Source organism: Streptomyces malachitofuscus, from assembly GCF_055571035.1.
In genome coordinates, this window is sequence record NZ_JBVIGA010000019.1 from 1 (window position 1) to 20,349 (window position 20,349).

17 protein-coding genes are annotated in these 20,349 nt (G+C 71.7%); 7 read left to right on the forward strand and 10 right to left on the reverse strand.

The genetic code is table 11. The annotated features are described in order from the left end of the window. The first annotated feature begins 191 nt into the window (after positions 1 to 191). Both ACZ44S_RS25650 and ACZ44S_RS25655 read left to right on the forward strand, forming a co-directional pair. Entirely contained in the window at positions 192 to 746 is a 555-nt protein-coding gene (locus ACZ44S_RS25650; protein WP_466932883.1) for a nucleotide triphosphate diphosphatase NUDT15, read from the forward strand. A gap of 181 nt (positions 747 to 927) precedes the next feature. After that, a complete protein-coding gene (locus ACZ44S_RS25655; RefSeq protein ID WP_466932885.1) occupies positions 928 to 2,133 on the forward strand; it encodes a serine hydrolase domain-containing protein in 1,206 nt (401 codons plus the stop codon). Between the two features lie 38 nt (positions 2,134 to 2,171). On the opposite strand, the gene narI is transcribed toward ACZ44S_RS25655, so the two are convergent. From narI to ACZ44S_RS25705, 10 genes are all read right to left on the reverse strand, one after another. Beyond that, positions 2,172 to 2,939: a respiratory nitrate reductase subunit gamma gene (narI, locus tag ACZ44S_RS25660; protein WP_466932888.1), complete on the reverse strand. Its 768-nt coding sequence runs from the start codon at positions 2,937 to 2,939 to the stop codon at positions 2,172 to 2,174. Further along, positions 2,936 to 3,604, reverse strand: a complete 669-nt coding sequence (narJ, locus tag ACZ44S_RS25665) for a nitrate reductase molybdenum cofactor assembly chaperone (protein ID WP_466932890.1) — start codon at positions 3,602 to 3,604, stop codon at positions 2,936 to 2,938. The genes narI and narJ overlap by 4 nt, the downstream gene beginning before the upstream one ends. Continuing rightward, positions 3,601 to 5,301 (reverse strand): nitrate reductase subunit beta, encoded by a 1,701-nt coding sequence (gene narH, locus ACZ44S_RS25670; protein WP_466932892.1) that lies wholly within the window; start codon positions 5,299 to 5,301, stop codon positions 3,601 to 3,603. Before narH ends, narJ begins: the two co-directional genes overlap by 4 nt. A 1-nt stretch (position 5,302) precedes the next feature. Beyond that, positions 5,303 to 8,986: a nitrate reductase subunit alpha gene (locus tag ACZ44S_RS25675; RefSeq protein WP_466933191.1), complete on the reverse strand. Its 3,684-nt coding sequence runs from the start codon at positions 8,984 to 8,986 to the stop codon at positions 5,303 to 5,305. A gap of 254 nt (positions 8,987 to 9,240) precedes the next feature. Beyond that, positions 9,241 to 9,714: a hemerythrin domain-containing protein gene (locus tag ACZ44S_RS25680; RefSeq protein WP_466932894.1), complete on the reverse strand. Its 474-nt coding sequence runs from the start codon at positions 9,712 to 9,714 to the stop codon at positions 9,241 to 9,243. A gap of 27 nt (positions 9,715 to 9,741) precedes the next feature. Continuing rightward, entirely contained in the window at positions 9,742 to 10,989 is a 1,248-nt protein-coding gene (locus ACZ44S_RS25685; RefSeq protein ID WP_466932896.1) for a nitrate/nitrite transporter, read from the reverse strand. A 118-nt stretch (positions 10,990 to 11,107) separates the two neighbouring features. Then, positions 11,108 to 12,145 carry an Acg family FMN-binding oxidoreductase gene (locus ACZ44S_RS25690; protein ID WP_466932898.1) on the reverse strand — a complete coding sequence of 346 codons (1,038 nt, stop codon included), beginning with the start codon at positions 12,143 to 12,145 and terminating at the stop codon, positions 11,108 to 11,110. A 130-nt stretch (positions 12,146 to 12,275) separates the two neighbouring features. Further along, entirely contained in the window at positions 12,276 to 12,722 is a 447-nt protein-coding gene (locus ACZ44S_RS25695; RefSeq protein ID WP_466932900.1) for a hypothetical protein, read from the reverse strand. Then, a complete protein-coding gene (locus tag ACZ44S_RS25700; protein ID WP_466932901.1) occupies positions 12,710 to 13,975 on the reverse strand; it encodes a TIGR04053 family radical SAM/SPASM domain-containing protein in 1,266 nt (421 codons plus the stop codon). The genes ACZ44S_RS25695 and ACZ44S_RS25700 overlap by 13 nt, the downstream gene beginning before the upstream one ends. 1,255 nt (positions 13,976 to 15,230) lie before the next feature. Next, on the reverse strand, positions 15,231 to 15,926 hold the full coding sequence (locus tag ACZ44S_RS25705) for a response regulator (protein WP_466933193.1): 696 nt from the start codon (positions 15,924 to 15,926) through the stop codon (positions 15,231 to 15,233). Positions 15,927 to 16,347: 421 nt separating this feature from the next. On the opposite strand from ACZ44S_RS25705, the gene ACZ44S_RS25710 reads away from it, so the two are divergent. From ACZ44S_RS25710 to ACZ44S_RS25730, 5 genes are all read left to right on the forward strand, one after another. Next, positions 16,348 to 17,553: an ATP-binding protein gene (locus tag ACZ44S_RS25710; RefSeq protein ID WP_466932902.1), complete on the forward strand. Its 1,206-nt coding sequence runs from the start codon at positions 16,348 to 16,350 to the stop codon at positions 17,551 to 17,553. Further along, positions 17,550 to 17,951 carry a roadblock/LC7 domain-containing protein gene (locus ACZ44S_RS25715; RefSeq protein WP_004921409.1) on the forward strand — a complete coding sequence of 134 codons (402 nt, stop codon included), beginning with the start codon at positions 17,550 to 17,552 and terminating at the stop codon, positions 17,949 to 17,951. The genes ACZ44S_RS25710 and ACZ44S_RS25715 overlap by 4 nt, the downstream gene beginning before the upstream one ends. Beyond that, entirely contained in the window at positions 17,948 to 18,322 is a 375-nt protein-coding gene (locus ACZ44S_RS25720; RefSeq protein ID WP_466932904.1) for a DUF742 domain-containing protein, read from the forward strand. Before ACZ44S_RS25715 ends, ACZ44S_RS25720 begins: the two co-directional genes overlap by 4 nt. Next, positions 18,297 to 18,899 (forward strand): GTP-binding protein, encoded by a 603-nt coding sequence (locus ACZ44S_RS25725; protein WP_466932905.1) that lies wholly within the window; start codon positions 18,297 to 18,299, stop codon positions 18,897 to 18,899. The genes ACZ44S_RS25720 and ACZ44S_RS25725 overlap by 26 nt, the downstream gene beginning before the upstream one ends. Before the next feature lie 103 nt (positions 18,900 to 19,002). Further along, complete coding sequence (locus ACZ44S_RS25730; protein ID WP_466933195.1) at positions 19,003 to 20,301, forward strand: cytochrome P450 family protein; 1,299 nt, start codon at positions 19,003 to 19,005, stop codon at positions 20,299 to 20,301. The last annotated feature ends 48 nt before the right edge of the window (positions 20,302 to 20,349 follow it).

Genomic DNA, 20,349 nt, shown 5'->3' on the forward strand with positions numbered 1-20,349 from the left:
CAGCGCGCGGGCCAGCGCGGTGTGCACCTCGGCGGTGGCCCGCCCCAGGTCCCGCACCTCTGCGACCACCTCCCCCCCCCCCCCCCCCTCCCCCACCCCCCCCCCCCCCCCCCCCCTCCCCCCCCCCCCCCCCCCCCCCCCCCAGGACCGGTCGTTCGTGCTGCGGAGGGTCCACGGTGTGGAATGACCTGGTGAACACGAGTGAACAGGGCGCGGAGCGCCCCGAACGAGCCCGCCCCGTCCCCCACAGCCTGACCGGTGTCGGTCTCGCCGTCCTCGACCCCGCCGGCCGCGTCCTGCTCGGACTCGGACACGACGGGCGCTGGGAACTTCCGGGCGGCAAGGTGGACCCCGGGGAGGACTTCGAGACGGCGGCCGCGCGGGAACTGGCGGAGGAGACCGGGCTCTCGGTTCCCGCAACGGCCTTACGGGTGCTGGCCGTTGTCGTGGACGGGCTCCGGGGTCTGACCCGGGTCACGGCCGCGGCGGTCGCCGAGGGAGCGGCCGGCACGCCCGTGGTGACCGAACCGGACAAGATCGTGCGCTGGGAGTGGTTCGCGCGCGAGTCGGTGCCTACCGCACTGTTCGGCCCGTCCGCGTCGGTCCTGGACTGCCTGTGGCCCGAGGGGGAGCGCCGGGGCGCGGCCGACGTGCGTCACTACCGGATCGGCGACGACGTCGCGAGGCGTTCGGGCCGGACCTCCGGCTCGGCACGCGACACCGGGTCCGCCCCTGGCAGGTCCTGATGGGCGACCCGGCGGCGGCCATGTCCCCGGGCACGACGCCGCCGGTGCATTACGATGCGAGCGTTGCCGCCCCACCCCCGCCGGGGGCCCTCCAACTGACCTATGTGCAAAGGGAGTTGATTCGGCCTCCGGGAAGGCTGCGGGTGCGCTTCCCGGTTCCCCCACATCAGGAAAGACGCGGATGCGAATCAAAGACGTGAGCATGATGCTCGCCGGTTCCACCCTGATCGTCACGTTGGCGGCCTCTCCGGCCCTCGCCGACGGCACCTCCCTGCCCGACCCCGACACCGCCGCCGTGAGCGCCGTGCACCGCACGGCCCTGGCCCAAGGTGCGCCGGGAGCCCTCACCCGGATCGACGAGGGCCACCTGAGCCGTCACGTCGCCACCGGGGAGGCCGACACGGCCGCCCACACGCGGATGGACACCGGCCGCCGGTTCCGCGTGGGCAGCGTCAGCAAGACCTTCACCGCGGTCGTGCTGCTGCAACTCGTCGCCGAGGGGCGCATCGAGCTCGACGCCCCGGCCAACCGCTATCTGCCCGAGCCGCTGCCGGACGACCGCATCACCGTGCGCCATCTGCTCAGCCACCGCAGCGGGCTGTACGACTACACCAACGACATGTTCCAGCACACGGTCCCGGGCTTCGAGGCGGTCCGCAACAAGGTCTTCAGCTACCAGGACCTGATCGACCTCTCCACGGCACGCCCGCTGAACAACGAGCCGGGGGCCGCGTACAGCTACTCCAACACCAATTTCGTGGTGCTGGGGCAGCTCATCGAGCACACCACCGGCACCCCCGTCGCCACGCACTACCGCGAGCGCATCTTCACGCCGCTGCGGCTGAGGAACACCTCGTACGTCCACCCGCGCACGTCGCTCTCCGGTTCGTACGCCCGTGGGTACCTCCGGCAGGACGACACCACGCTGCCGCTGGTCGACTCCACCGAGCAGACCGTCTCCTGGGCCCAGTCCGCGGGAGCGGTCATCTCCAACGGGAAAGACCTCAACCGCTTCTTCTCCGCACTGCTGTCCGGAAGGCTGCTGCCGGCCGAGCAGCTGCGGGACATGACCGCGATGGTCCCGGTCACCGCGGACGGAAAGCAGTCCTACGGGCTGGGCCTGCGGGGCCGCACCCTGTCCTGCGGGACCACCGTCTACGGCCACACCGGCACCGTCCAGGGGTACTACACCTACGCCTTCACCACCAGTGACGGCGCCCGCAGCATGACCTCCCTGGCCAACACGTCCAACAACGGAACGGTGAACGCCACCCTCGGCGGCACCCTGGAGGCCTCCTTCTGCGGCTCCGACGCGGCAGACGCCCGTCGCGCCGCCTCCGCCACCGCGGTCACCGAGGACATCGCCCCGCAGGTCGCCCGCGACTGACCCACCGTGCCCCGGCCGGACGCCCGTCCGGCCGGGGCCTACCGGATCCGCTCCCAGCCGCGGTGCGGGGCGCGGGTGCCGAGCCGGGCGTCACGGCTGCGGTAGACGATGTAGGGGCGGGTGAGGTAGCCCAGGGGTGCCGTGAGCATGTGGACGAGCCGGGTGAACGGCCAGGCGGCGAAGAGCAGCAGGGCACTCAGGGCATGCAGCTGGAAGAGGACCGGGATGCCGGTCATCAGGTCCGGGTCGGGCTGCAGGTAGAAGATCGAGCGGAACCAGGGGGAGATGGTCTCACGGTAGTTGTAGCCGCCGCCGACGAGGTTCGCCGCCACGGTCGCGGCCAGTCCCAGTCCGATGGTCACCGTCAGGGAAAGGTACATGGCCTTGTCGTTGACGGTGGTGGCCGAGAAGACCGGGCCCACGGTGCGCCGCCGGTAGATCAGGATGGCCAGTCCTCCGAGGGTGCAGATGCCCGCGGCGGTGCCGAGGGCGACAGCGACGACGTGATAGGTGTGCTCGCTGATGCCCGCTGCCTCCGTCCAGCTCTCGGGGACGAGCAGTCCGCCGATGTGCCCGAGCAGCACAAGCAGGATGCCGAGGTGGAACAGCGGGCTGCCGATGCGCAGCAGGCGGCGTTCGTAGAGCTGCGAGGAGCGGGTGGTCCAGCCGAACTTGTCGTAGCGGTAGCGCCAGATGTGTCCGAGGACGAACACGGCGAGACTGACGTAGGGCAGCACGACCCACAGCAGGATGCCGCCGGTGCCGGACTCCACCGCCAGGGTGAGGGGCTGCTGGGACGCGGTCATCGGGGGCCTCCGGCGGACGGGGTCGGCAGGTACTGCGGCGGCGCGTAGGGGTCGAGGCCCACCTGTTCCTCGGGCGGTCCCTCCGCGGCGAGCCGCGCGACCGCTTGGCGTTCGTCACCGGCGAGCGCGGGCAAGGTCGCGGAGACGGAGCTCAGCAGGTCGGCCCAGGGGGCGTGCTCGTCGTGGAGGGCGAGGCGCAGCAGTTCCAGGCCCGCGCGGTGCTCGGTGAGCAGACGCAGACCGGTCGCCGGGTCGGTGGCGGCGAATTCCAGGACGACGGCGAGGTGATCGGGCAGTTCGTCGTCGGTGAGCCGCCATCCGGCCCTGGCGTAGGTCTGCTTCAGCCGCACCAGGGCGAGGCCGCGCTTGCGGGTGTCGCCGTGGGCGTAGTACGTCAGGTACGGGCAGCAGCGTTTGCGGTGGTCGAAGGTGGCCACGTAGGCGGCGGCCAGGGTGTCGGTGCCGGTGCCCTCGGCGTGCGCGACAAAGCGCAGCAGGGGTTCGCGCACCTCGGCGGGCAACGCGGGGGCAGTCCGCCGGGCCAGGGACAGATGAGCGGGCAGTTCCTCGTCCGGGTAGCCCAGGAGCAGGGACTGGATCTGCCAGGCGTAGGTGTGCCAGGGCTGGACGCGGTGCGCGGGCCTGAGCCGGAGTTTGTTTCTCATGGCTTGGGTTCGACCTCCCCACCGCCGGCGGGGCGGTCCGGGCTGCCGCCGTGCCCGGGCGGGAAGAGGCCGGGTGGACTGCCCTTGCCGTCCCAGTTGAGGAGGTTGACGCGGGTGGCCTTGTCGTCCGGGGTCGCCGGGTGGTCCGAGAGCTGGCGGTCGCGCAGCGCACGGTAGTTCTCCACCGCGATGGGTGCCGCACCGCCGGACGTCTCGCCGAAGGGGCCGGAGCCCCCCATGCCGGGGCCGCCCTCGTAGTCGAGGCTGCACTCGGTGGCCAGTTCCTCGAGGCTGTGGGCCTGCTCGGCATGGGCGGTCGGGATGACGTACCGCTCGTCGTACTTGGCGAGGGCGAGCAGCCGGTACATGTCGTACATCTGCTCCTCGCCCATGCCGACGGCCTCGGGGATGGACGCGTCGGGTTCGCGGCCGAGGTTGATGTCGCGCATGTAGGCGCGCATGGCTGCGAGGCGGCGCAGTACCGCGTCCACGGGTACCGGGTCGCCGGCCGTGAACAGCTGGGCCAGGTAGTCGACGGGGATGCGCAGGGCGTCGACGGCGGCGAAGAGGTTCCCGTGGTCCTCGGCGTCCAGGCCGGTGTCACGTACCGCGTCGACGACCGGGGACAGCGGCGGGATGTACCAGACCATGGGCATGGTGCGGTACTCCGGGTGCAGGGGCAGCGCCACCTTGTACTTGTTGATCAGGGCGTGGATCGGGGAGCGCTGGGCGGCCTCGATCCAGTCCCTCGGGATGTCCGCCCTCTCCGCCGCGGCGATCACGTCGGGATCGTTCGGGTCGAGGAAGACCTTCCGCTGGGCCTCGTACAGGTCCGTGTCGTCGGGGGTGGAGGCGGCCTCCAGCACCTTGTCGGCGTCGTAGAGGACGAGCCCGATGTAGCGCAGCCGGCCGACACAGGTCTCGGAGCAGACGGTGGGCAGTCCGACCTCGACGCGCGGGAAGCAGAAGGTGCACTTCTCGGCCTTGCCGGTGCGGTGGTTGAAGTACACCTTCTTGTACGGGCATCCGGTCACGCACATCCGCCAGCCGCGGCACTTGTCCTGGTCGACCAGGACGATGCCGTCCTCTTCCCGCTTGTAGATGGCGCCGGAGGGGCAGGAGGCCGCGCAGGACGGGTTGAGGCAGTGCTCGCAGATGCGCGGCAGATAGAACATGAAGGTCTGCTCGAACTCGAGCTTGATCTTCTCCGAGACCTGGTTGAGCAGGACGTCCTTCTCGCCGTGCTCGGCGGATCCGCCGAGGTCGTCGTCCCAGTTCGCCGACCAGGAGATCTTCATGTCCTTGCCGGAGATGAGGGACTTGGGGCGGGCGACGGGGGTGTGCTCCTGCAGCGGAGCGTTGGTCAGGGTCTCGTAGTCGTACGTCCAGGGCTCGTAGTAGTCGTCCAGGGACGGCAGGACGGGGTTGGCGAAGATGGTGATCAGCTTCTTGAAGCGGCCGCCCGCCTTGAGCGCGAGCCGTCCCTTCTTGTTGAGCTCCCAGCCGCCGCGCCACTGTTCCTGGTCCTCGTAGCGCCGGGGGTAGCCCTGGCCGGGGCGGGTCTCGACGTTGTTGAACCACACGTACTCGACGCCGGTGCGGTTGGTCCACGCCTGCTTGCAGGTGACCGAGCAGGTGTGGCAGCCGATGCACTTGTCGAGGTTCATCACCATCGCCATCTGGGCCATGACGCGCATGTCAGTACTCCACCTCCTGGTTCGTACGGCGCCGGATGACGGTCACCTCGTCGCGCTGGTTGCCTGTCGGGCCGAGGTAGTTGAAGGCGTAGCTCAACTGGGCGTAGCCGCCGATGAGGTGGCTGGGTTTGATCAGCAGGCGGGTCAGGGAGTTGTGGATGCCGCCGCGCCGGCCGGTGGTCTCGGTGCGGGGGACGTCGATGAGCCGGTCCTGGGCGTGGTACATGTACACCGTGCCCTCGGGCATGCGGTGCGAGACGACCGCGCGGGCGGCGACGACGCCGTTGCGGTTGACGGCCTCGATCCAGTCGTTGTCCCGCACTCCCACCTTCTCCGCGTCCCGGGTGCTCATCCAGATGTGCGGGCCGCCCCGGGACAGCGACAGCATGAAGAGGTTGTCCTGGTATTCGGAGTGGATGGACCACTTGTTGTGCGGGGTCAGGTAGCGCACGGTGACACCCAGTTCGCCGACCTCCCCCAGGCTCGGCTCGCCGAACAGGGCGTCCATGTTCAACGGCGGCCGGTACACGGGCAGTTGCTCGCCCAGGGCGGTCATCCAGTCGTGGTCGAGGTAGAAGTGCTGGCGGCCGGTGAGCGTGTGCCAGGGCTTGGACCGCTCGACGTTGACGGTGAACGGCGAGTAGCGCCGTCCGCCGGTCTCCGAGCCGGACCACTCGGGCGAGGTGATGACCGGGACCGGGGCGGTCTGGGTGTCGGCGAAGGTGATCTGCTTGCCCTCGTGCTCGGCTGCCAGATCCGCGAGCCGGGTGCCGGTGCGGGCCTCCAGGGTGTGGAAGCCCTGGGTGGCGAGATGCCCGTTGGTGGTACCGGACAGGGCGAGGATCGCCTCGCACGCATGGGAGTCGCGGGCGATGGAGGGCCGTCCGTCGGCGGCTCCGCCGCGCACGGTGCCGTTCTTGTGCCGCAGGTACTCCAGTTCGCGGTCCACCTTGAAGGTGACGCCCTTGGTGGTGGCGCCGAGGGAGTCCAGCAGAGGGCCGAGGGCGCCCATCTTGTCGGCGATCGCGCCGTAGTCGCGTTCGACGGTGATCAGTTTCGGCATGGTGCGGCCGGGAACCGGCTCGCACTCCCCCGCCTTCCAGTCCCGCACGCGCCCGTGCGGGGTGGCCATCGCGTCGGGGGTGTCGTGCAGCAGGGGCGCGGCCACCAGATCCTTGCGCACGCCGAGGTGGCCTTCGGCCTGGCGGCTGAACTCCTTGGCCAGGGTGTGGAAGATGTCGAAGTCGGTACGGGTCTGCCAGGGCGGGGCGATCGCCGGGTTGAAGGAGTGCACGAAGGGGTGCATGTCCGTGCTGGACAGGTCGTACTTCTCGTACCAGGTCGCGGCAGGCAGCACGATGTCGGAGAAAACGGTGGTGCTGGTCATCCGGAAGTCGAGGGTGAGCAGCAGATCGAGCTTCCCCTCCGGGGCCTCCTCGCGCCACACCACGTCCCGGGGGCGGGCGTCGGGCGGTGCCTCGGTGGCGCGCACCGAGGAGTCGGTGCCCAGCAGGTGTTTGAGGAAGTACTCGTTGCCCTTGGCCGACGAGCCCAGCAGGTTGGCCCGCCAGACGGTGAGCACCCGGGGGAAGTTCTCCGGCGCGTCCGGGTCCTCGCCCGCGAATTTCAGCCGTCCCGCCTTGAGTTCGTCCACCACGTGGTCGGCGGCGGGGCGGCCCGCGGCGTCGGCCTCGTCGGCCAGGTCCAGGGGGTTGCGGTCGAAGGTCGGATACGACGGCATCCAGCCCATCCGTGCCGAGGCCGCGATCACGTCGGCCGTGGACTTCCCGGCGAACGTGCCGCCCGCACCGGCCGCCGCGAGCGTGTCCGCGGAGAAGGGGTCGTAGCGGAACTGGTCGCTGTGCAGATACCAGTAGGCGGTCTGGATCATCTGGCGGGCGGGACGGTTCCAGTCGGAGGCGGTGGCGATCGCGGAGTAGCCGGTGATCGGGCGGACCTTCTCCTGGCCGACGTAGTGCGCCCAGCCGCCGCCGTTGACACCCTGGCAGCCGGTCAGGGTGGTCAGGGTGAGAAACGCGCGGTAGATGGTGTCGGAGTGGAACCAGTGGTTGGTTCCCGCTCCCATGATGATCATCGAACGGCCTTGTGAGTCCTCCGCGTTGGCGGCGAACTCGCGGGCGATACGTGCCGCCCGGCCCGCGTCCACGCCCGTGATCGAGGCCTGCCAGGCCGGGGTGTACGGTTCGCTCGCGTCGTCGTAACCGGCGGGCCAGCTTCCGGGCAGCCCCTCGCGGGCCACGCCGTACTGGGCGAGCAGCAGGTCGTACACCGTGGTCACCGGCCGCCCGGCCACGCGGCGCACCGGAACCCCGCGGCGCAGCCGTGCGGCGGCCCCGTCCGGGGCGTCGAAGCGGGGCAGGCCGACGACGACGGCCGGCTCGTCGCCGCCCTCGGCGGACAACAGGGGCCGGATCCCACCGAGGTCGAGGTTCCACTTCCCGGCACCCGACTCGCCGAAGCGGTCGCCGAGGGTGCCGTTGGGCACCACGGGCAGCCCGGTGGCCTCGTCCAGCAGCACCGTCCGGAACTCGGCGTGTTCGGCACGCGCGTGCTCGCCGCCGAGGTCGGAGGCGGTGAGGAACTTCCCGGGGGTGTACGTGCCCGGCTCGTCCTCGCTCTCGTCGAGCGTGACCAGGAAGGGCAGATCGGTGAACCGCCGGACGTAGTCGGCGAAGTACGGGGTCTCGCGGTCGACGAAGAACTCCTTGAGGACCACGTGCCCCATGGCCATCGCCAGCGCGCCGTCCGTGCCGGGCTGTGCGGCCAGCCACTCGTCGGCGAACTTCACGTTGTCCGCGTAGTCCGGGGAGACCGCCACCACCTTCTGCCCGCGGTAGCGGGCCTCGGCCATCCAGTGGGCGTCCGGGGTGCGGGTCACCGGCAGATTGGAACCCCACATGATCAGATACCCGGCGTCCCACCAGTCCCCGGACTCCGGTACGTCGGTCTGGTCGCCGAACACCTGCGGCGAGGCGACGGGCAGGTCGGCGTACCAGTCGTAGAAGGAGAGCATCACCCCGCCGAGCAGGGAGTAGAAGCGGGCGCCGGCCGCGTGGGAGACCATCGACATGGCCGGGATCGGGGAGAACCCGGCCAACCGGTCCGGGCCGTATTCCTTGATGGTGTGCACATGGGCGGCGGCGGCCATCTCCGCCGCCTCCGCCCAGGTCGCCCGCACCAGACCGCCCTTGCCGCGGGCCCGTTTGTAGCGGCGGGAGCGCTCGGGGTCGGAGACGATGTCCGCCCAGGCCGCCACCGGGTCGCCCAGCCGGGCCTTGGCCTCGCGGTACATCTGCAGCAACACCCCGCGCACATACGGGTAGCGCACCCTGGTCGGCGAGTACGTGTACCAGGAGAAGGCCGCGCCCCGGGGGCAGCCGCGCGGTTCGTACTCGGGGCGGTCCGGGCCGACGGAGGGATAGTCGGTCTGCTGGGCCTCCCAGGTGATGATGCCGTCCTTGACGTACACCTTCCACGAGCAGGAGCCGGTGCAGTTGACGCCGTGGGTGGAGCGCACCACCTTGTCGTGCGACCAGCGGTCACGGTAGAACTCGTCCGCCTGACGGCCGCCCTTGCGGTGCATCGAGCGCAGGTCCGCGGAGATCTCGGCCCGGGTGAAGAAGCGGCGTGAGCCGACCAGTGCCCGAGCCAGCTCGCCGTCCATGCCCGGGGGCCCACTCTCCTGGCCCGTCCTTCCCGGTGGGGGGCTCGCCTCGGTGGCCACTCCGTTTCTCCTTCCCGGGCGGTGCACGCCCGTCGGATGCTCGCTCGGCTCACGGCCTCGGTACGTACTCGATCGTCTTACCTGACCAACGAACAGATAATCGGATCGACAACATCTTTTTGGCCGCCAGCCCCTTTGTACTCTCCTTTCACTTCGGCCGGGGGGTGAACCAGGCCGGTCGGACGGGTCCGGTCTCAGCCGGCGGGCTCCTCCATGCGGGTGCCGACACGGGAGCGCACCGCCTCGACCGCCTCCCACTGCTCGGTGGACAGCGCCGCGAGCGCGGCGGGGAAGACACCGTCCTGTTCCTTGAGGATGTGCAGCCGCAGCAGGTCGAGCATCCGGATCAGCCGGTCCGGCCAGGTGGAGTCCGACGGTGCGCCCGCCCCGGCCTCCGCGAGTACGGCCTCGATGCGGCGGTGTTCGTCCTCGAGGACGGCCAGTTGCTCGGGAAACTCGTCGGCGAGCGCGGGGAACAGCCCGTGCTCCTCCACCTCGGTGTGCGGCTCCAGTACGCCACCTATCCGGCGGGCCAGTCGGGCCATCCGATCCAGGTCACCTTCGCGGTGGGCGTCACGGACGTGGCTGATCAGGTGGACCACCTCGTCGTGCTCGCGCGTGAGTTCGTCGATCGCGGTGAGCGACTGGCAGCCGCAGTACTCGCACATGGTGTGTCTCCTCGGCGGGGCGGGCGGTCAGCGGGGCTGGGCGGCGGGGACCCGACGGTCGATCCCGCGGCGAACGGCGGTCCCGGTGTAGGCCAGTGCGGCCGCGGCCACCAGAGCCAGCAGGACCAGGCCCCAGGCGTAGGAGTTGTAGGCGCCGTAGAGGGCGCCCATCACGAGCGGAGGCAGGAAGCCGCCGAGGCCGCCCGCCGCGCCGACGACGCCGGTGACCGATCCGACCTTGTTCGCCGGGGCCAGTAGGGCCACCAGGGCGAAGACGGCACCGCTGCCCGCGCCGAGCGCCGTGGCCATGGCCAGGAACGCGACGGTGCCCAGGGGCGCCAGGGCCGGGGTGAACGACTGCGCGAGCGCTCCGGCGACCACCAGTGCCAGTGAACCGCTCAGCACCCGCACCGGTCCGACACGGTCCGAGAGCCAGCCGCCCACCGGTCGCATGGCCACGGCCAGCAGCACGAACCCCGCCATGCGATTGGCCGCGTCCGCCTGGGTGAGTCCGTAGCCGGTTTTGAGGTAGGTGGGCAGGTAGACGGAGAAGGCGACATAGCCGCCGAAGGCCACCGCGTACAGGGCGGAAGCCTGCCAGGTGACGCCCAGCTTGAAGGTGGCGGTCAGGCGGCGGGCCAGCGGCTCGGTCGGCACGGTGCGCCCGGGGGCGTCCCGCAGTACGACGGCCGCGAGCACCGCGTAGACGGCGAGCACCCCGGCGGTGATCAGGAAGGGGTTGGCCATTCCGTTGGCGTCGACCAGCTTCACCGTGGTGAGGGCGCTGATCGCGGTTCCGCCCATACCGGCTCCGAAGACGCCGATGGCCAGGCCCCGACGTTCGGGCGGGAACCAGGCGCTGACGAACGGCACGCCGACGGCGAAGGCGGTGCCGCCGATGCCGAGGAAGAAGCCGCCGGCCAGCAGCGCGGCGTAGGACGAGTGTCCGGCCAGGCCCAGGAAGAGCACGGGCACGATGGTGGCCGCGGAGACCAGTGGGAACATGACCCGTCCGCCGAACCGGTCGGTGAGGGCGCCGACCGGGATGCGGCCCAGGGAGCCCACGATCACCGGCACGGCCACCAGCAGCGACTGCTGGAACGACGACAGCCCCAGGGAGTCCTGGAGCCGGGGGGCGAGAGGGCTGAGCAGCGCCCAGGCCCAGAAGTTGAGGGCGAATCCGGCCGTGGCCAGGGCCAGCATCAGCCAGGCCCTTCCGCTCACGGCCGCACCGGGTCGTGGTGCTCGATTCGGCTTTCCCGACGGCTGCAGCATGCCGCCCGTCCTCCCTGTTCGCGGTGCGGTCCGTATCACGTCGGACCGCGGGTACCCGGGCATCTGCCGGCGTCCCACGACAACTATCGGGCGGGTGACGCGCTGCCGCGTGGGGCCGTCAGTCCTCCGCGCCGGGGTCCGGCGGTCCCGGTTGCGGGGTCCGAACGGCGCGGGACGCGGGACGGTCGGCCGGACGTGCCGCTGCCCGAGGGGTGCCCGTGCCCTTCCCCTCCGGGCCGTACCCGAAGCGGATCAGCACCTGCGGACGGCACCACTTCGCCGCGGGGACCCGCATCGCCTCCCGCAGGTCCGGCCACTCCATGGCCTGGTGGAGCAGCGAGGTCCGCACGCCGTGCGCGGTGGCGACCAGCAGCACGCGTTCCAGTGCCTGGCCCGCCTGCAGCCAGTCACGCGGCCTGTCGCCGACGGTCCACAACAGGGCGACCTGGGCGTGCCGTTCGAACCGCAGCCGCGGTCGCCCGGGCACGGGGGGCCGGCCGGTGAAGTCGCGCATCGGCATGCGCCCGGCGGCGTCGAGCGGTCGGGACGTGGTGTACGGGATGCCGTAAGAGCTCGTTCCTGGCGGGGCGACCCACGCCCGGCTCTCGGCCGTGCGTTCCCGGTCCGCGGTGTTGCGCCGCTCGGCCGCCGACGTCACCCGCAGCAGGCGGCGCGTCTGCAGGATGTCCGGGACGTACAGGTGTGCGCCCTCGGCCCGCGCGGCGGTGGCCATGTCGGCGACGATCCGCTCGGGCACCGGGCGGCCGGTGAACGGCATCCGGCTGGAGTGGCGCCGGGCCACGGCCGCGTACAGCGTGCGGTAGTCCGGCGCGGTGGCGGCGGGGACGGTCAGCCGCACGGTGGCGAGCAGGTCGGGGTCGTGGGGGTCCGGCAGCAGATGCGGGACGGGCTCCCAGCCGAGGTGGGCCGCGGCGACCCGCAGGTTGAACACCGCGGAGCCGGCGGACAGATGCAGGGCGCGGCCCACCGGGTCGGCCAGGGCCAGGGAGCGACCGCGGTCGGCGTGGACCGTGACGGCCCGGGTGCCCAGGTCGAAACCGAAGCGCCAGGGCTGGGTGTTGTGGATCGACGGCGCCGCCACCGCCGCGGCCAGCAGCGTCTCCAGCACCAGGGCGTCGATCTTGTCGGTGTGCATCGTGGCTCCTCGCTGTCCGGGAACCTCCGGTGTGGAGGAGGACTGCCCTTGTTGTCCACCCTCCGTCACCGCCGGTCGCCCGACGAGGGCCACCCGGCCCATCGCCGGCCGCCGAGCGGACCCGGCACCGTCAGGTGGCCGGCAGGGCGGTGGCGAGGAGCACCACTCCCAGGGAGCCGGCCAGGGAGACGACGGCGAGGGCCCGGGCCACGTCGGTGCGGTGGCGCGCGTGGGCGAGGCCGTGTCCCGCCGCGGCGGCCATGACCAGGGCGAACAGGGCGAGCTTGGCCGCCAGGGTGCGGCCGTAGCCGGGTTCGGCCAGGGACGCCCAGGTGACGCCCTTGTGCCAGGCCATGGCGATCCCCGTACCGAGCTGCACCGGCAGGAACAGCGCGCCGGTGAGCATCCCGAACCTGCGTCCCGCCTCGGCGGTGAAACGCGCCTTGGCCTCGGGGGCAAGCAGCCGCCGGGCGAGCGGGAGGACCACCAGGGACAGCGCGAGCTGCCCGCCGACCCACAGCGCGGCGCCGGCCACGTGCGCGAAACGCACCAGGGACCACGGTCCTACGGTGTCCACTGCCGGCTCACCTCCGCGGTGCCGTGTGCCCCTGCCCCGGCGCCCGGCCCGGCGGCCCCCGGGTCGTCGGGCAGCAGCGCCGCCAGTTCCTCCTGGTAGGGGAAGGAACCGGGCCGGTAGCCGCACCAGGGCTCCTCCGCGCGCGGATCACCGGTCACGCCGTAGGCGCGGGACCGGGACCCGCCGCACACCCGGCGGAACTCGCACCGCCCGCATCGGCCGCCCAGGCCGTCGGCGTCCCGCAGGGCGGTGAACAGCGCCGAGGAGCGGTAGATCTCGGTGAGGGGCCGGGTCCGCACACTGCCCGCGCCCAGGGGCAGGAACCCGCTGGGGTGCACGGTGCCGGTGTGCGAGACGAAGACGAAGCCGCGGGCGGCGTTGACGTCCAGCGGCGGGCGGCGGGCCCTGCGGGCCCCGGTGTCGAGGCCCAGTGCGGCGCAGCGCTCCCGCAGCTCCCGGTACAGCGGTCCGAGCCCCAGCACGGCCACGGGGTCGTCGCCGGTGTCCGCGAGGATCCCGCGCTGGAGCGCGACCCGGCGGAAGTGGTGGGCCTCGGTGGTCTTGGCGGGCACGGTCAGTCCCACGTCGTACACGAAGTTCAGGACGTCCTCGGTCTCGGCGGGGGTGAGATCACCGAGCCGGCGGCCGCGGCCGGTGGGCACCAAAAAGAAGGCGCTCCACAGCATGGCCCCGTGGTCGCGGACCAGACGGACGATGTCCGGCAGGTCGTGCAGGTTGTGCCGGGTGACCGTGGTGTTGATCTGCACCTTCATGCCCATCGCGCGGGCGGCGTCCCAGGCGTCCAGCGTCCACCGGTAGACGCCGGGCACCCCGCGGAAGCCGTCGTGCAGCTCGGCGGTGGACCCGTCCAGGCTGAGCGAGACGCCGACCGCGCCGGCGTCCCGCACCTCCCGCAGCCGCCGGGGTGTGAGGGTCGGGGTGCCGGACGGTGACACGGCGACACGGACGCCGACCTCGGCGCCGTACGCGATCAGTTCGTCGAGGTCGGGACGCTGGAACGGATCGCCGCCGGTGATGACGAACAGCGGGGCGGGCCGCCCGAACGCGGCGACCTGACGCAGCAGGTCCTTGGCCTCGGCCGTGTCCAGCTCGCGCGGATCACGGCCGGGGACGGCCTCGGCGCGGCAGTGCAGACAGGCCAGCGGGCAGGCGCGGGTGGATTCCCAGATGACGATGAACGGCCGTTCGGCGACGTCCTGGTGCTGCCGGCGGATCGCCCGGGCGGCGCTCACCGGAGCCCCCGGCCCTTGCAGGCACGCGGCCCGCGTCCGGCCGCCCGGGAGTCGCTGCGGACCACCCGGGCGCCCGAACGGTGACCGGCCCGGGCCGTGCGCGGCATCCGTGACGGGGATCGGCGGGGGAAACGGCCGCACGCATGCTGCTTACGGTGGTACACGGGACACCTCCGGGTCGGTCGGTGTCAGCCTGCCGGACCTGGAGGAGGTCGCGCCGCGGCCGACCGGTCCCGATCCGGTGGGCCGTTGGTCCCGCGCCCCGGCGCGGACGGGGCCGGTACGGTCCACCACGTCCCTGACGCGACCCGGCCCACCGGATGGACGGGCCCGGGCGGTCGCGGACCGGACGTGGTGGACCGCGGGCCCGGCCGTGTGACTGAGGCACGGCCGGACGGTGACCGGTCCGGGAGCCCGCCGCGCCTGCCGCCCGGCCCGTGACACGAGAAGACGTGGCCGGACGGGGTGACGTGACGGCCCGATCGCATCCCGGCCTGTCACGCCTCAGCCTCACCCGTCCCGCGCTCGTGTCCTTGGGGCCGGACGGCCCCGGGTGTCCGTCGACCGGCCCCCGTCCTCCACCACGGCCGGACCCGATGCAGGCGGGCGGCGTACGCGGACGCCTGACACAGGCGTCCGACGGATACCGGCAATCGGCCTGCCGTGCCGTAGGGGCCGCATCCGCCACGGCCGGGACCGGCCACGACGCACCGATGCGCGCGAACGGCGGACGCGGACACCCGGGCACAGGCACCGGACGGGTACCACGCCGCCACCCGCCATACCGGAAGAGCCGCATCCACCACCGGAACCGAAACCGGCAGGCGCCGTGCGCAGACCCCCGGCACAGGCATCCGACGGGTACCGGGCAACGGCCCGTCGTGCCGTAGGGGCCGCATCCGCCACACCAGCCCCGCCCGGTCGGAACCGAAACCGGCAGGCGCCGTGCGCAGACCCCCGGCGGCACCACCGGACAGGTGTCACGAAGCCGCCACGGCCGGGAGCGGCCGCGACGCACCGATGTGCGCGAACGGCGTACGCGGACATCCGGCACAGGCACCGGACAGGTACCGGGAGGCCGTCTGCCGCAACGAGGAAGCCGCATCCGCCACACCGGGACCGGCCGGCCATCGATGCGGGCGGGCGGCGGGAGGCGGTCTGCTGCGCCGTAGGGGCGCATCCGCCACGCCGGCACCGATGCGGGCGGGCGCGGGTGTCGGGAAGCGGCCTGCCGTGCCTCAGGGGTCGGTGACGGTCAGTGGCCCTCGTGCCTCAGGCGGTCCCGGGCCTCGGTGGCGATCACGGCGGCCTGGATGCGGCGCTCCACGCCGAGCTTGGCCAGCAGCCGGGAGATGTGGTTCTTCACCGTCTTCTCGGCCAGGTACAGGCGCTGGCCGATCTGCCGGTTGGTGAGTCCCTCGCCGATCAGCGCGAGGATCTCCCGCTCCCGTTCGGTCAGCCCCGGCAGCGCGTCCGGCCGCTCCTGCTCCTTCTGCTGTCCGCCGCGCAGCCGGGCCATCAGCTTGGTGGTGGCGCTGGGGTCGAGCAGCGACTGGCCCCGGGCGACCGTCCGGACGGCCGTCACCAGATCGGAGCCCCGGATCTGCTTGAGCACGTATCCGGAGGCTCCGGCCATGATGGAGTCCAGCAGGGCCTCCTCGTCGTCGAACGAGGTCAGCATGAGACAGGCCAGGTCGGGCATGCCCGAGCGGAGCTCGCGGCACACGCTCACGCCGTCCCCGTCGGGCAGCCGTACGTCGAGGACCGCGACCTGGGGGCGCAGGGCGGGGACGCGCACGAGAGCCTGCTCGGCGGTGGCGGCCTCGCCGACCACCGTGATGTCCGGCTCGTCGTTCAGCAGGTCGTGCACCCCGCGCCGGACCACCTCGTGGTCGTCCAGCAGGAAGACCCGGATCGGGTTGTCGGGGCCGGGCTGCTCGCCGGTCGCCATCGCGTGCTCCTCGTTCTCCGCGTTCAGGTTCACCTCAGGATCCTCGTCGGTCCGGGGCCGGATGGCCAGGGCCGGTCGGCCCTGTTCCGTCCCTGGTCGCATCGGGCGCGGAGGACACCGAAACGGTCGTTCACGGTTCACCTTCCTGCCCGCTTCACGCCCGGGTGTGTGGGTCTCGTGAGGGAAGTCAAGTGGCTGCCGGTACAGGCGTGTTGCCACCGTAGGGCTGATAAGATCATCGGACTTTCAGTAGGCTGGCGGCGCGTCATGAACGCGTACGGGGGACAGTCTCTAAGGCCCCATCGCTGAGGAGTTGACGCTTTGGTCCGCCCGTGGATCCGCGCCGTGCCACGGCCGGACGCGACCCACGGACGCGCGGCCTTCCCGCTCTCCCGACGCGATGCGACTTGAAGAGAGTCTCATGACGTCTTTGATCGAGGATCCACTCCTGTGGATCCTGCTTGTGGTGCTCGTCGCTGCGGTCTTCGCAGTGCAGCGAGCACGGAGAACCAATCTGGCGCTCCGAAGAACGAGGAGCGACCTGGAGACGAACCTGGGCCAGGCCCGGGGCCGTATCGACCAGCTCCAGGGGCACATCGCCACCATGGAAGGCCGGCACCGCGGTGACCTCGCGGACGTCCGCGCCGACGCCGAGTCGGCGACCAAGGCCGTACTGAAGTCGGCGATGGGCACGCTGCAGTCGCTCGCCGAGGAACAGCAGCTGCTCCTGGACGGGTTGTTGCAGAAGTACGGCAACGACACCGAGGTGCTGGCCGACCTGATGTCGGTGGACCACACCGGCAGTCAGTTCAGCCGCCGGGCCAAGGGCATCTCGGTGCTCTGCGGCGGGTGGCTGGGCCGGCGCGAGGGCGTGGCGACCGTCTACGACGTGGCCCGCAGCGCCCAGGGCCGCATCAAGGACTTCAACCGGGTGAGCATCCACGCCCAGGCCAGCGTCGCCGTCTCCAGCAAGGCGGTCGAGCCGGTGGCTGTGGTGCTGGCCGAGCTGCTGGACAACGCGACCACCTACAGCGCTCCCGGTACCCCGGTCGAGGTCAACATCCAGGCCGTGCCGACGGGTGTGTGCTTCATCGTCGACGACGCCGGTCTGGGCATGGACCAGGAGACCAAGGACCGTGCGGCAGCCCTGCTGACCGCGGACGGCCCGGTCGACATCACCGGTCTCGGTGACCCGCCGCGGTTCGGGTTCGCGGTGTGCGGCATGCTCGCCGCGCGGTACGGCTTCGCCGTCTCCGTCGGTTCCGTGTCCCCCTACGGCGGAGTGCGCGCAGTGATCCGTGTCCCGGAGAGTCTCCTGGCGGCCGAGGCCGTCGCCCCCGCCGAACCGGCGCGGGAGCCCGCGGCCGAATACCAGGAGAGCCCGCCGCAGCGGCTGGCCCCCGTCCCGGTGGGCCCCTCGCACGTGGTGGGCACGACGAGCGGCGGGCTGCCCAAGCGCCGCCGGCGTCAGGGGCCCATCTCGGTGGTGCCGGCCCCGGAGCCCGCCATCGACGAGCAGACGTCCGAGTCGGCCGGTGAGGTGACCGCGTCGCGCCTCGGGGCGTTCGCACGCGGCACCCAGCTCGGGCGGAACACGAACACCACGGAAGGACCTGACCACCAGTGAACACCGACCTGTCGTGGGTGCTGAACGACGTGCTCGAGGTGCGTGGAGCCCGCCACGCGGTCCTCGTCTCGGGTGACGGCCTGCTGCTGCAGCGTTCGGACGACATCTCACGCGACGACGCGGAGACCAACGCCGCCGCGATGAGCTCCATGCAGTCCCTCAGCCGGGCGGTCGCCGGCTTCGTGGGGGCCGGGCACGGCATCTGGAAGCAGACGCTGCTGGAGTACGACGGCGGCTGGATCTTCCTGATCGCCGCGGGGCAGGGCGCCTACCTCGCGGTCTCGGCGGCGCTGGACGTCGACATGGAGGCCATGTCGTTCCGTATGCAGAAGACGGTCACGGCACTGAGCAAGGCGATGAGCGTGGCGCCGCGCTCCGACCACGGCGGCGGCGCATGACGACGCCCGGCGAGGAAGCACCCGTCACCAGTGACTTCGTCCGCTCCTACGTCATCACCGGCGGGCGGAGCCTGCCGTCCTCCGACGAACTGTCGCTGCACACCTTGGTCACCCTGGCTCCCGAGCGGACGCTTCCGCTGGGGGCCGGTCCCGAGGTCCGGGCGATCTGGGAGCTGTGCGCGGGTGGCTACCTGTCGGTCGCCGAGGTGGCGGGCCATCTCGGCCTGCCCGTCGGCGTGGCCCGGCTGCTGCTCTCGGATTTATCGGAACAGGGGCACCTGCTGCGCCGGGCCGAGCCGCCCCGGGCCCAGAACGTTGACAGAGCGACCCTCGAGAAGGTTCTGCATGGACTCCAATCCCTCATCGGCTGAGACGGCGCAGAAGTCCATCTACGTCTCCAGCGCGGTGACCAACGCCGCCAAGATCCTGGTCGTCGGGCATTTCGCCGTGGGCAAGACGACGTTCATCGGCTCGCTGTCGGAGATCACTCCGCTGCGCACCGAGGAGAAGATGACCCAGGCGTCCGTCCACATCGACGACCTGAGGGGAGTCGCGGACAAGACCACCACCACGGTCGCCCTGGACTTCGGCCGCCTCACCCTGAGCGAGGACCTGGTGCTGTACCTGTTCGGCACCCCCGGTCAGCAGCGCTTCATGCAGCTGTGGGAGGACATGGCACGCGGCGCGCTCGGAGCGCTGCTCCTGGTCGACCCGGCCCGGCTGGAGGAGACCTTCCCCGTCATCGACCTCGTCGAGGGGTACGGCCTGGAGTACGCCATCGCCGTCAACTGCTTCGACCCCTCGGCCACCTACAGCGAGGCCGAGGTGCGTGAGGCGCTGGACCTCCTCCCGGACACTCCCGTCGTGTACTGCGACGCCCGCGACCAGCAGTCTTCCGCCAAGGCGCTGATCGCACTGGTGAGACACCTGCTCGAGCGCGTGGCCTGACCGCCGCGCGCCCGCCCGGACCGGGAACGGCGGTTCCCGGATCACTAAGGAAGACCTCATGGACCCTGACACCTCATCCGCCGCCACCGTCGGCAGATGCCCCATGCACGACACGGCGTTCGCCGCCGACCCGCAGCAGGTCTACGACCGGCTGCGCGCCCATGCCCCGGCCGGCCCCGTGGAGCTCTCCCCCGGCGTCGACGCCACGCTGGTCGTCGGCCACGAGACGGCACTGCGCGTGCTGCAGAACACGGAGCTGTTCGCCCGCGACGCCCGCCGCTGGACGGCGCTCAACGAGGGCCGGATCGGCATGGACAACCCGCTGCTGCCGATGATGGCGTACCGGCCCAACTGCCTGTTCACCGACGGTGCGGTGCACCTGCGGCTGCGCAAGGCCGTGGTCGACAGTCTGGCGCAGCTCAACATCACCCGGATCCGCCGCGACGTCGAGCCCATCGCCGACTACCTGCTGGACGGTTTCAGCGAGCGGGGCCGCGCCGACCTGCTCAACGACTACGCCAAACTGCTGCCCCTGCTGCTGTTCAACAAGCTGTTCGGCTGCCCGGCGGACATCGGCGACACCCTCACCACCTCCATGTCGGCGATCTTCGACGGCAAGGACGCGCTGCGCGCCAACGAGGACCTCACCGCCTGCCTCATGGAGCTGATCGCGCTCAAGCGGCGCCGGCCGGGCGACGACGTCACCTCGTGGCTGATCCAGCACCCGGCCGGGCTGACCGACGAGGAGCTCAAGGACCAGCTGGTGATGCTGATGGGCGCGGGCGTGGAGCCCGAGCGCAACCTCATCGGCAACGCCCTGGTGCTGCTGCTGTCCGGCGCGGGCGGCCGGCAGAGCGGCATGCTGATCGAGGAGGCGCTGGACCACGTGCTGTGGAACCAGACGCCCATCGCCAACTACGCCACCCACTACCCGGTGCAGGACGTGGATCTGGGCGGCTACGTGGCCGAGGCCAACACGCCGGTCGTGATCTCCTTCGCCGGCGCCAACAGCGATCCCGCGCTCGCCGAGGCGCGCCGCGCGCACAGCAGGGGTGCCCATCTCGCGTGGGGCGCCGGGCCGCACGCCTGTCCCGCCAAGGACCCGGCGCAGGTCATCGCGACCACCGCGATCGAACGGCTGCTCAACGCCCTGCCGGACCTCACGCTGGCGGTGCCGGAGAAGGACCTCCGGTGGCGGCCGGGGCCGTTCCACCGGGCCCTGGTCTCGCTTCCGGTGACGTTCAGTCCCACGCCCGCCACCCGGATGGCGGCCGCGGTCCAGAGCCGCTCGGCGGCTTCGGGTGCCCAGCCGCTCCCGGCGTCGGCGTCCGCCCCGGTCCGGCAGGAACCGGCGCGGAAGAAGGGGTTCTGGAGCAGCTTCCTGGACATCTTCCGGGTCTGATGCACTGCATGTGACAGGAGCAACACGCAGCGGCGCATGACGAGGGAG

Bases quoted from the DNA above. Each gene is read 5' to 3' on its own strand.
- narJ (WP_466932890.1), bottom strand. From the start codon at position 3,604: ATGAGAAACAAACTCCGGCTCAGGCCCGCGCACCGCGTCCAGCCCTGG.
- narH (WP_466932892.1), bottom strand. From the start codon at position 5,301: ATGCGCGTCATGGCCCAGATGGCGATGGTGATGAACCTCGACAAGTGC.
- ACZ44S_RS25655 (WP_466932885.1), top strand. From the start codon at position 928: ATGCGAATCAAAGACGTGAGCATGATGCTCGCCGGTTCCACCCTGATC.
- ACZ44S_RS25690 (WP_466932898.1), bottom strand. From the start codon at position 12,145: ATGCACACCGACAAGATCGACGCCCTGGTGCTGGAGACGCTGCTGGCC.
- ACZ44S_RS25675 (WP_466933191.1), bottom strand. From the start codon at position 8,986: ATGGACGGCGAGCTGGCTCGGGCACTGGTCGGCTCACGCCGCTTCTTC.
- ACZ44S_RS25725 (WP_466932905.1), top strand. From the start codon at position 18,297: ATGGACTCCAATCCCTCATCGGCTGAGACGGCGCAGAAGTCCATCTAC.
- ACZ44S_RS25710 (WP_466932902.1), top strand. From the start codon at position 16,348: ATGACGTCTTTGATCGAGGATCCACTCCTGTGGATCCTGCTTGTGGTG.
- ACZ44S_RS25705 (WP_466933193.1), bottom strand. From the start codon at position 15,926: ATGGCGACCGGCGAGCAGCCCGGCCCCGACAACCCGATCCGGGTCTTC.
- ACZ44S_RS25685 (WP_466932896.1), bottom strand. From the start codon at position 10,989: ATGCTGCAGCCGTCGGGAAAGCCGAATCGAGCACCACGACCCGGTGCG.
- ACZ44S_RS25730 (WP_466933195.1), top strand. From the start codon at position 19,003: ATGCACGACACGGCGTTCGCCGCCGACCCGCAGCAGGTCTACGACCGG.
- narI (WP_466932888.1), bottom strand. From the start codon at position 2,939: ATGACCGCGTCCCAGCAGCCCCTCACCCTGGCGGTGGAGTCCGGCACC.
- ACZ44S_RS25720 (WP_466932904.1), top strand. From the start codon at position 17,948: ATGACGACGCCCGGCGAGGAAGCACCCGTCACCAGTGACTTCGTCCGC.
- ACZ44S_RS25680 (WP_466932894.1), bottom strand. From the start codon at position 9,714: ATGTGCGAGTACTGCGGCTGCCAGTCGCTCACCGCGATCGACGAACTC.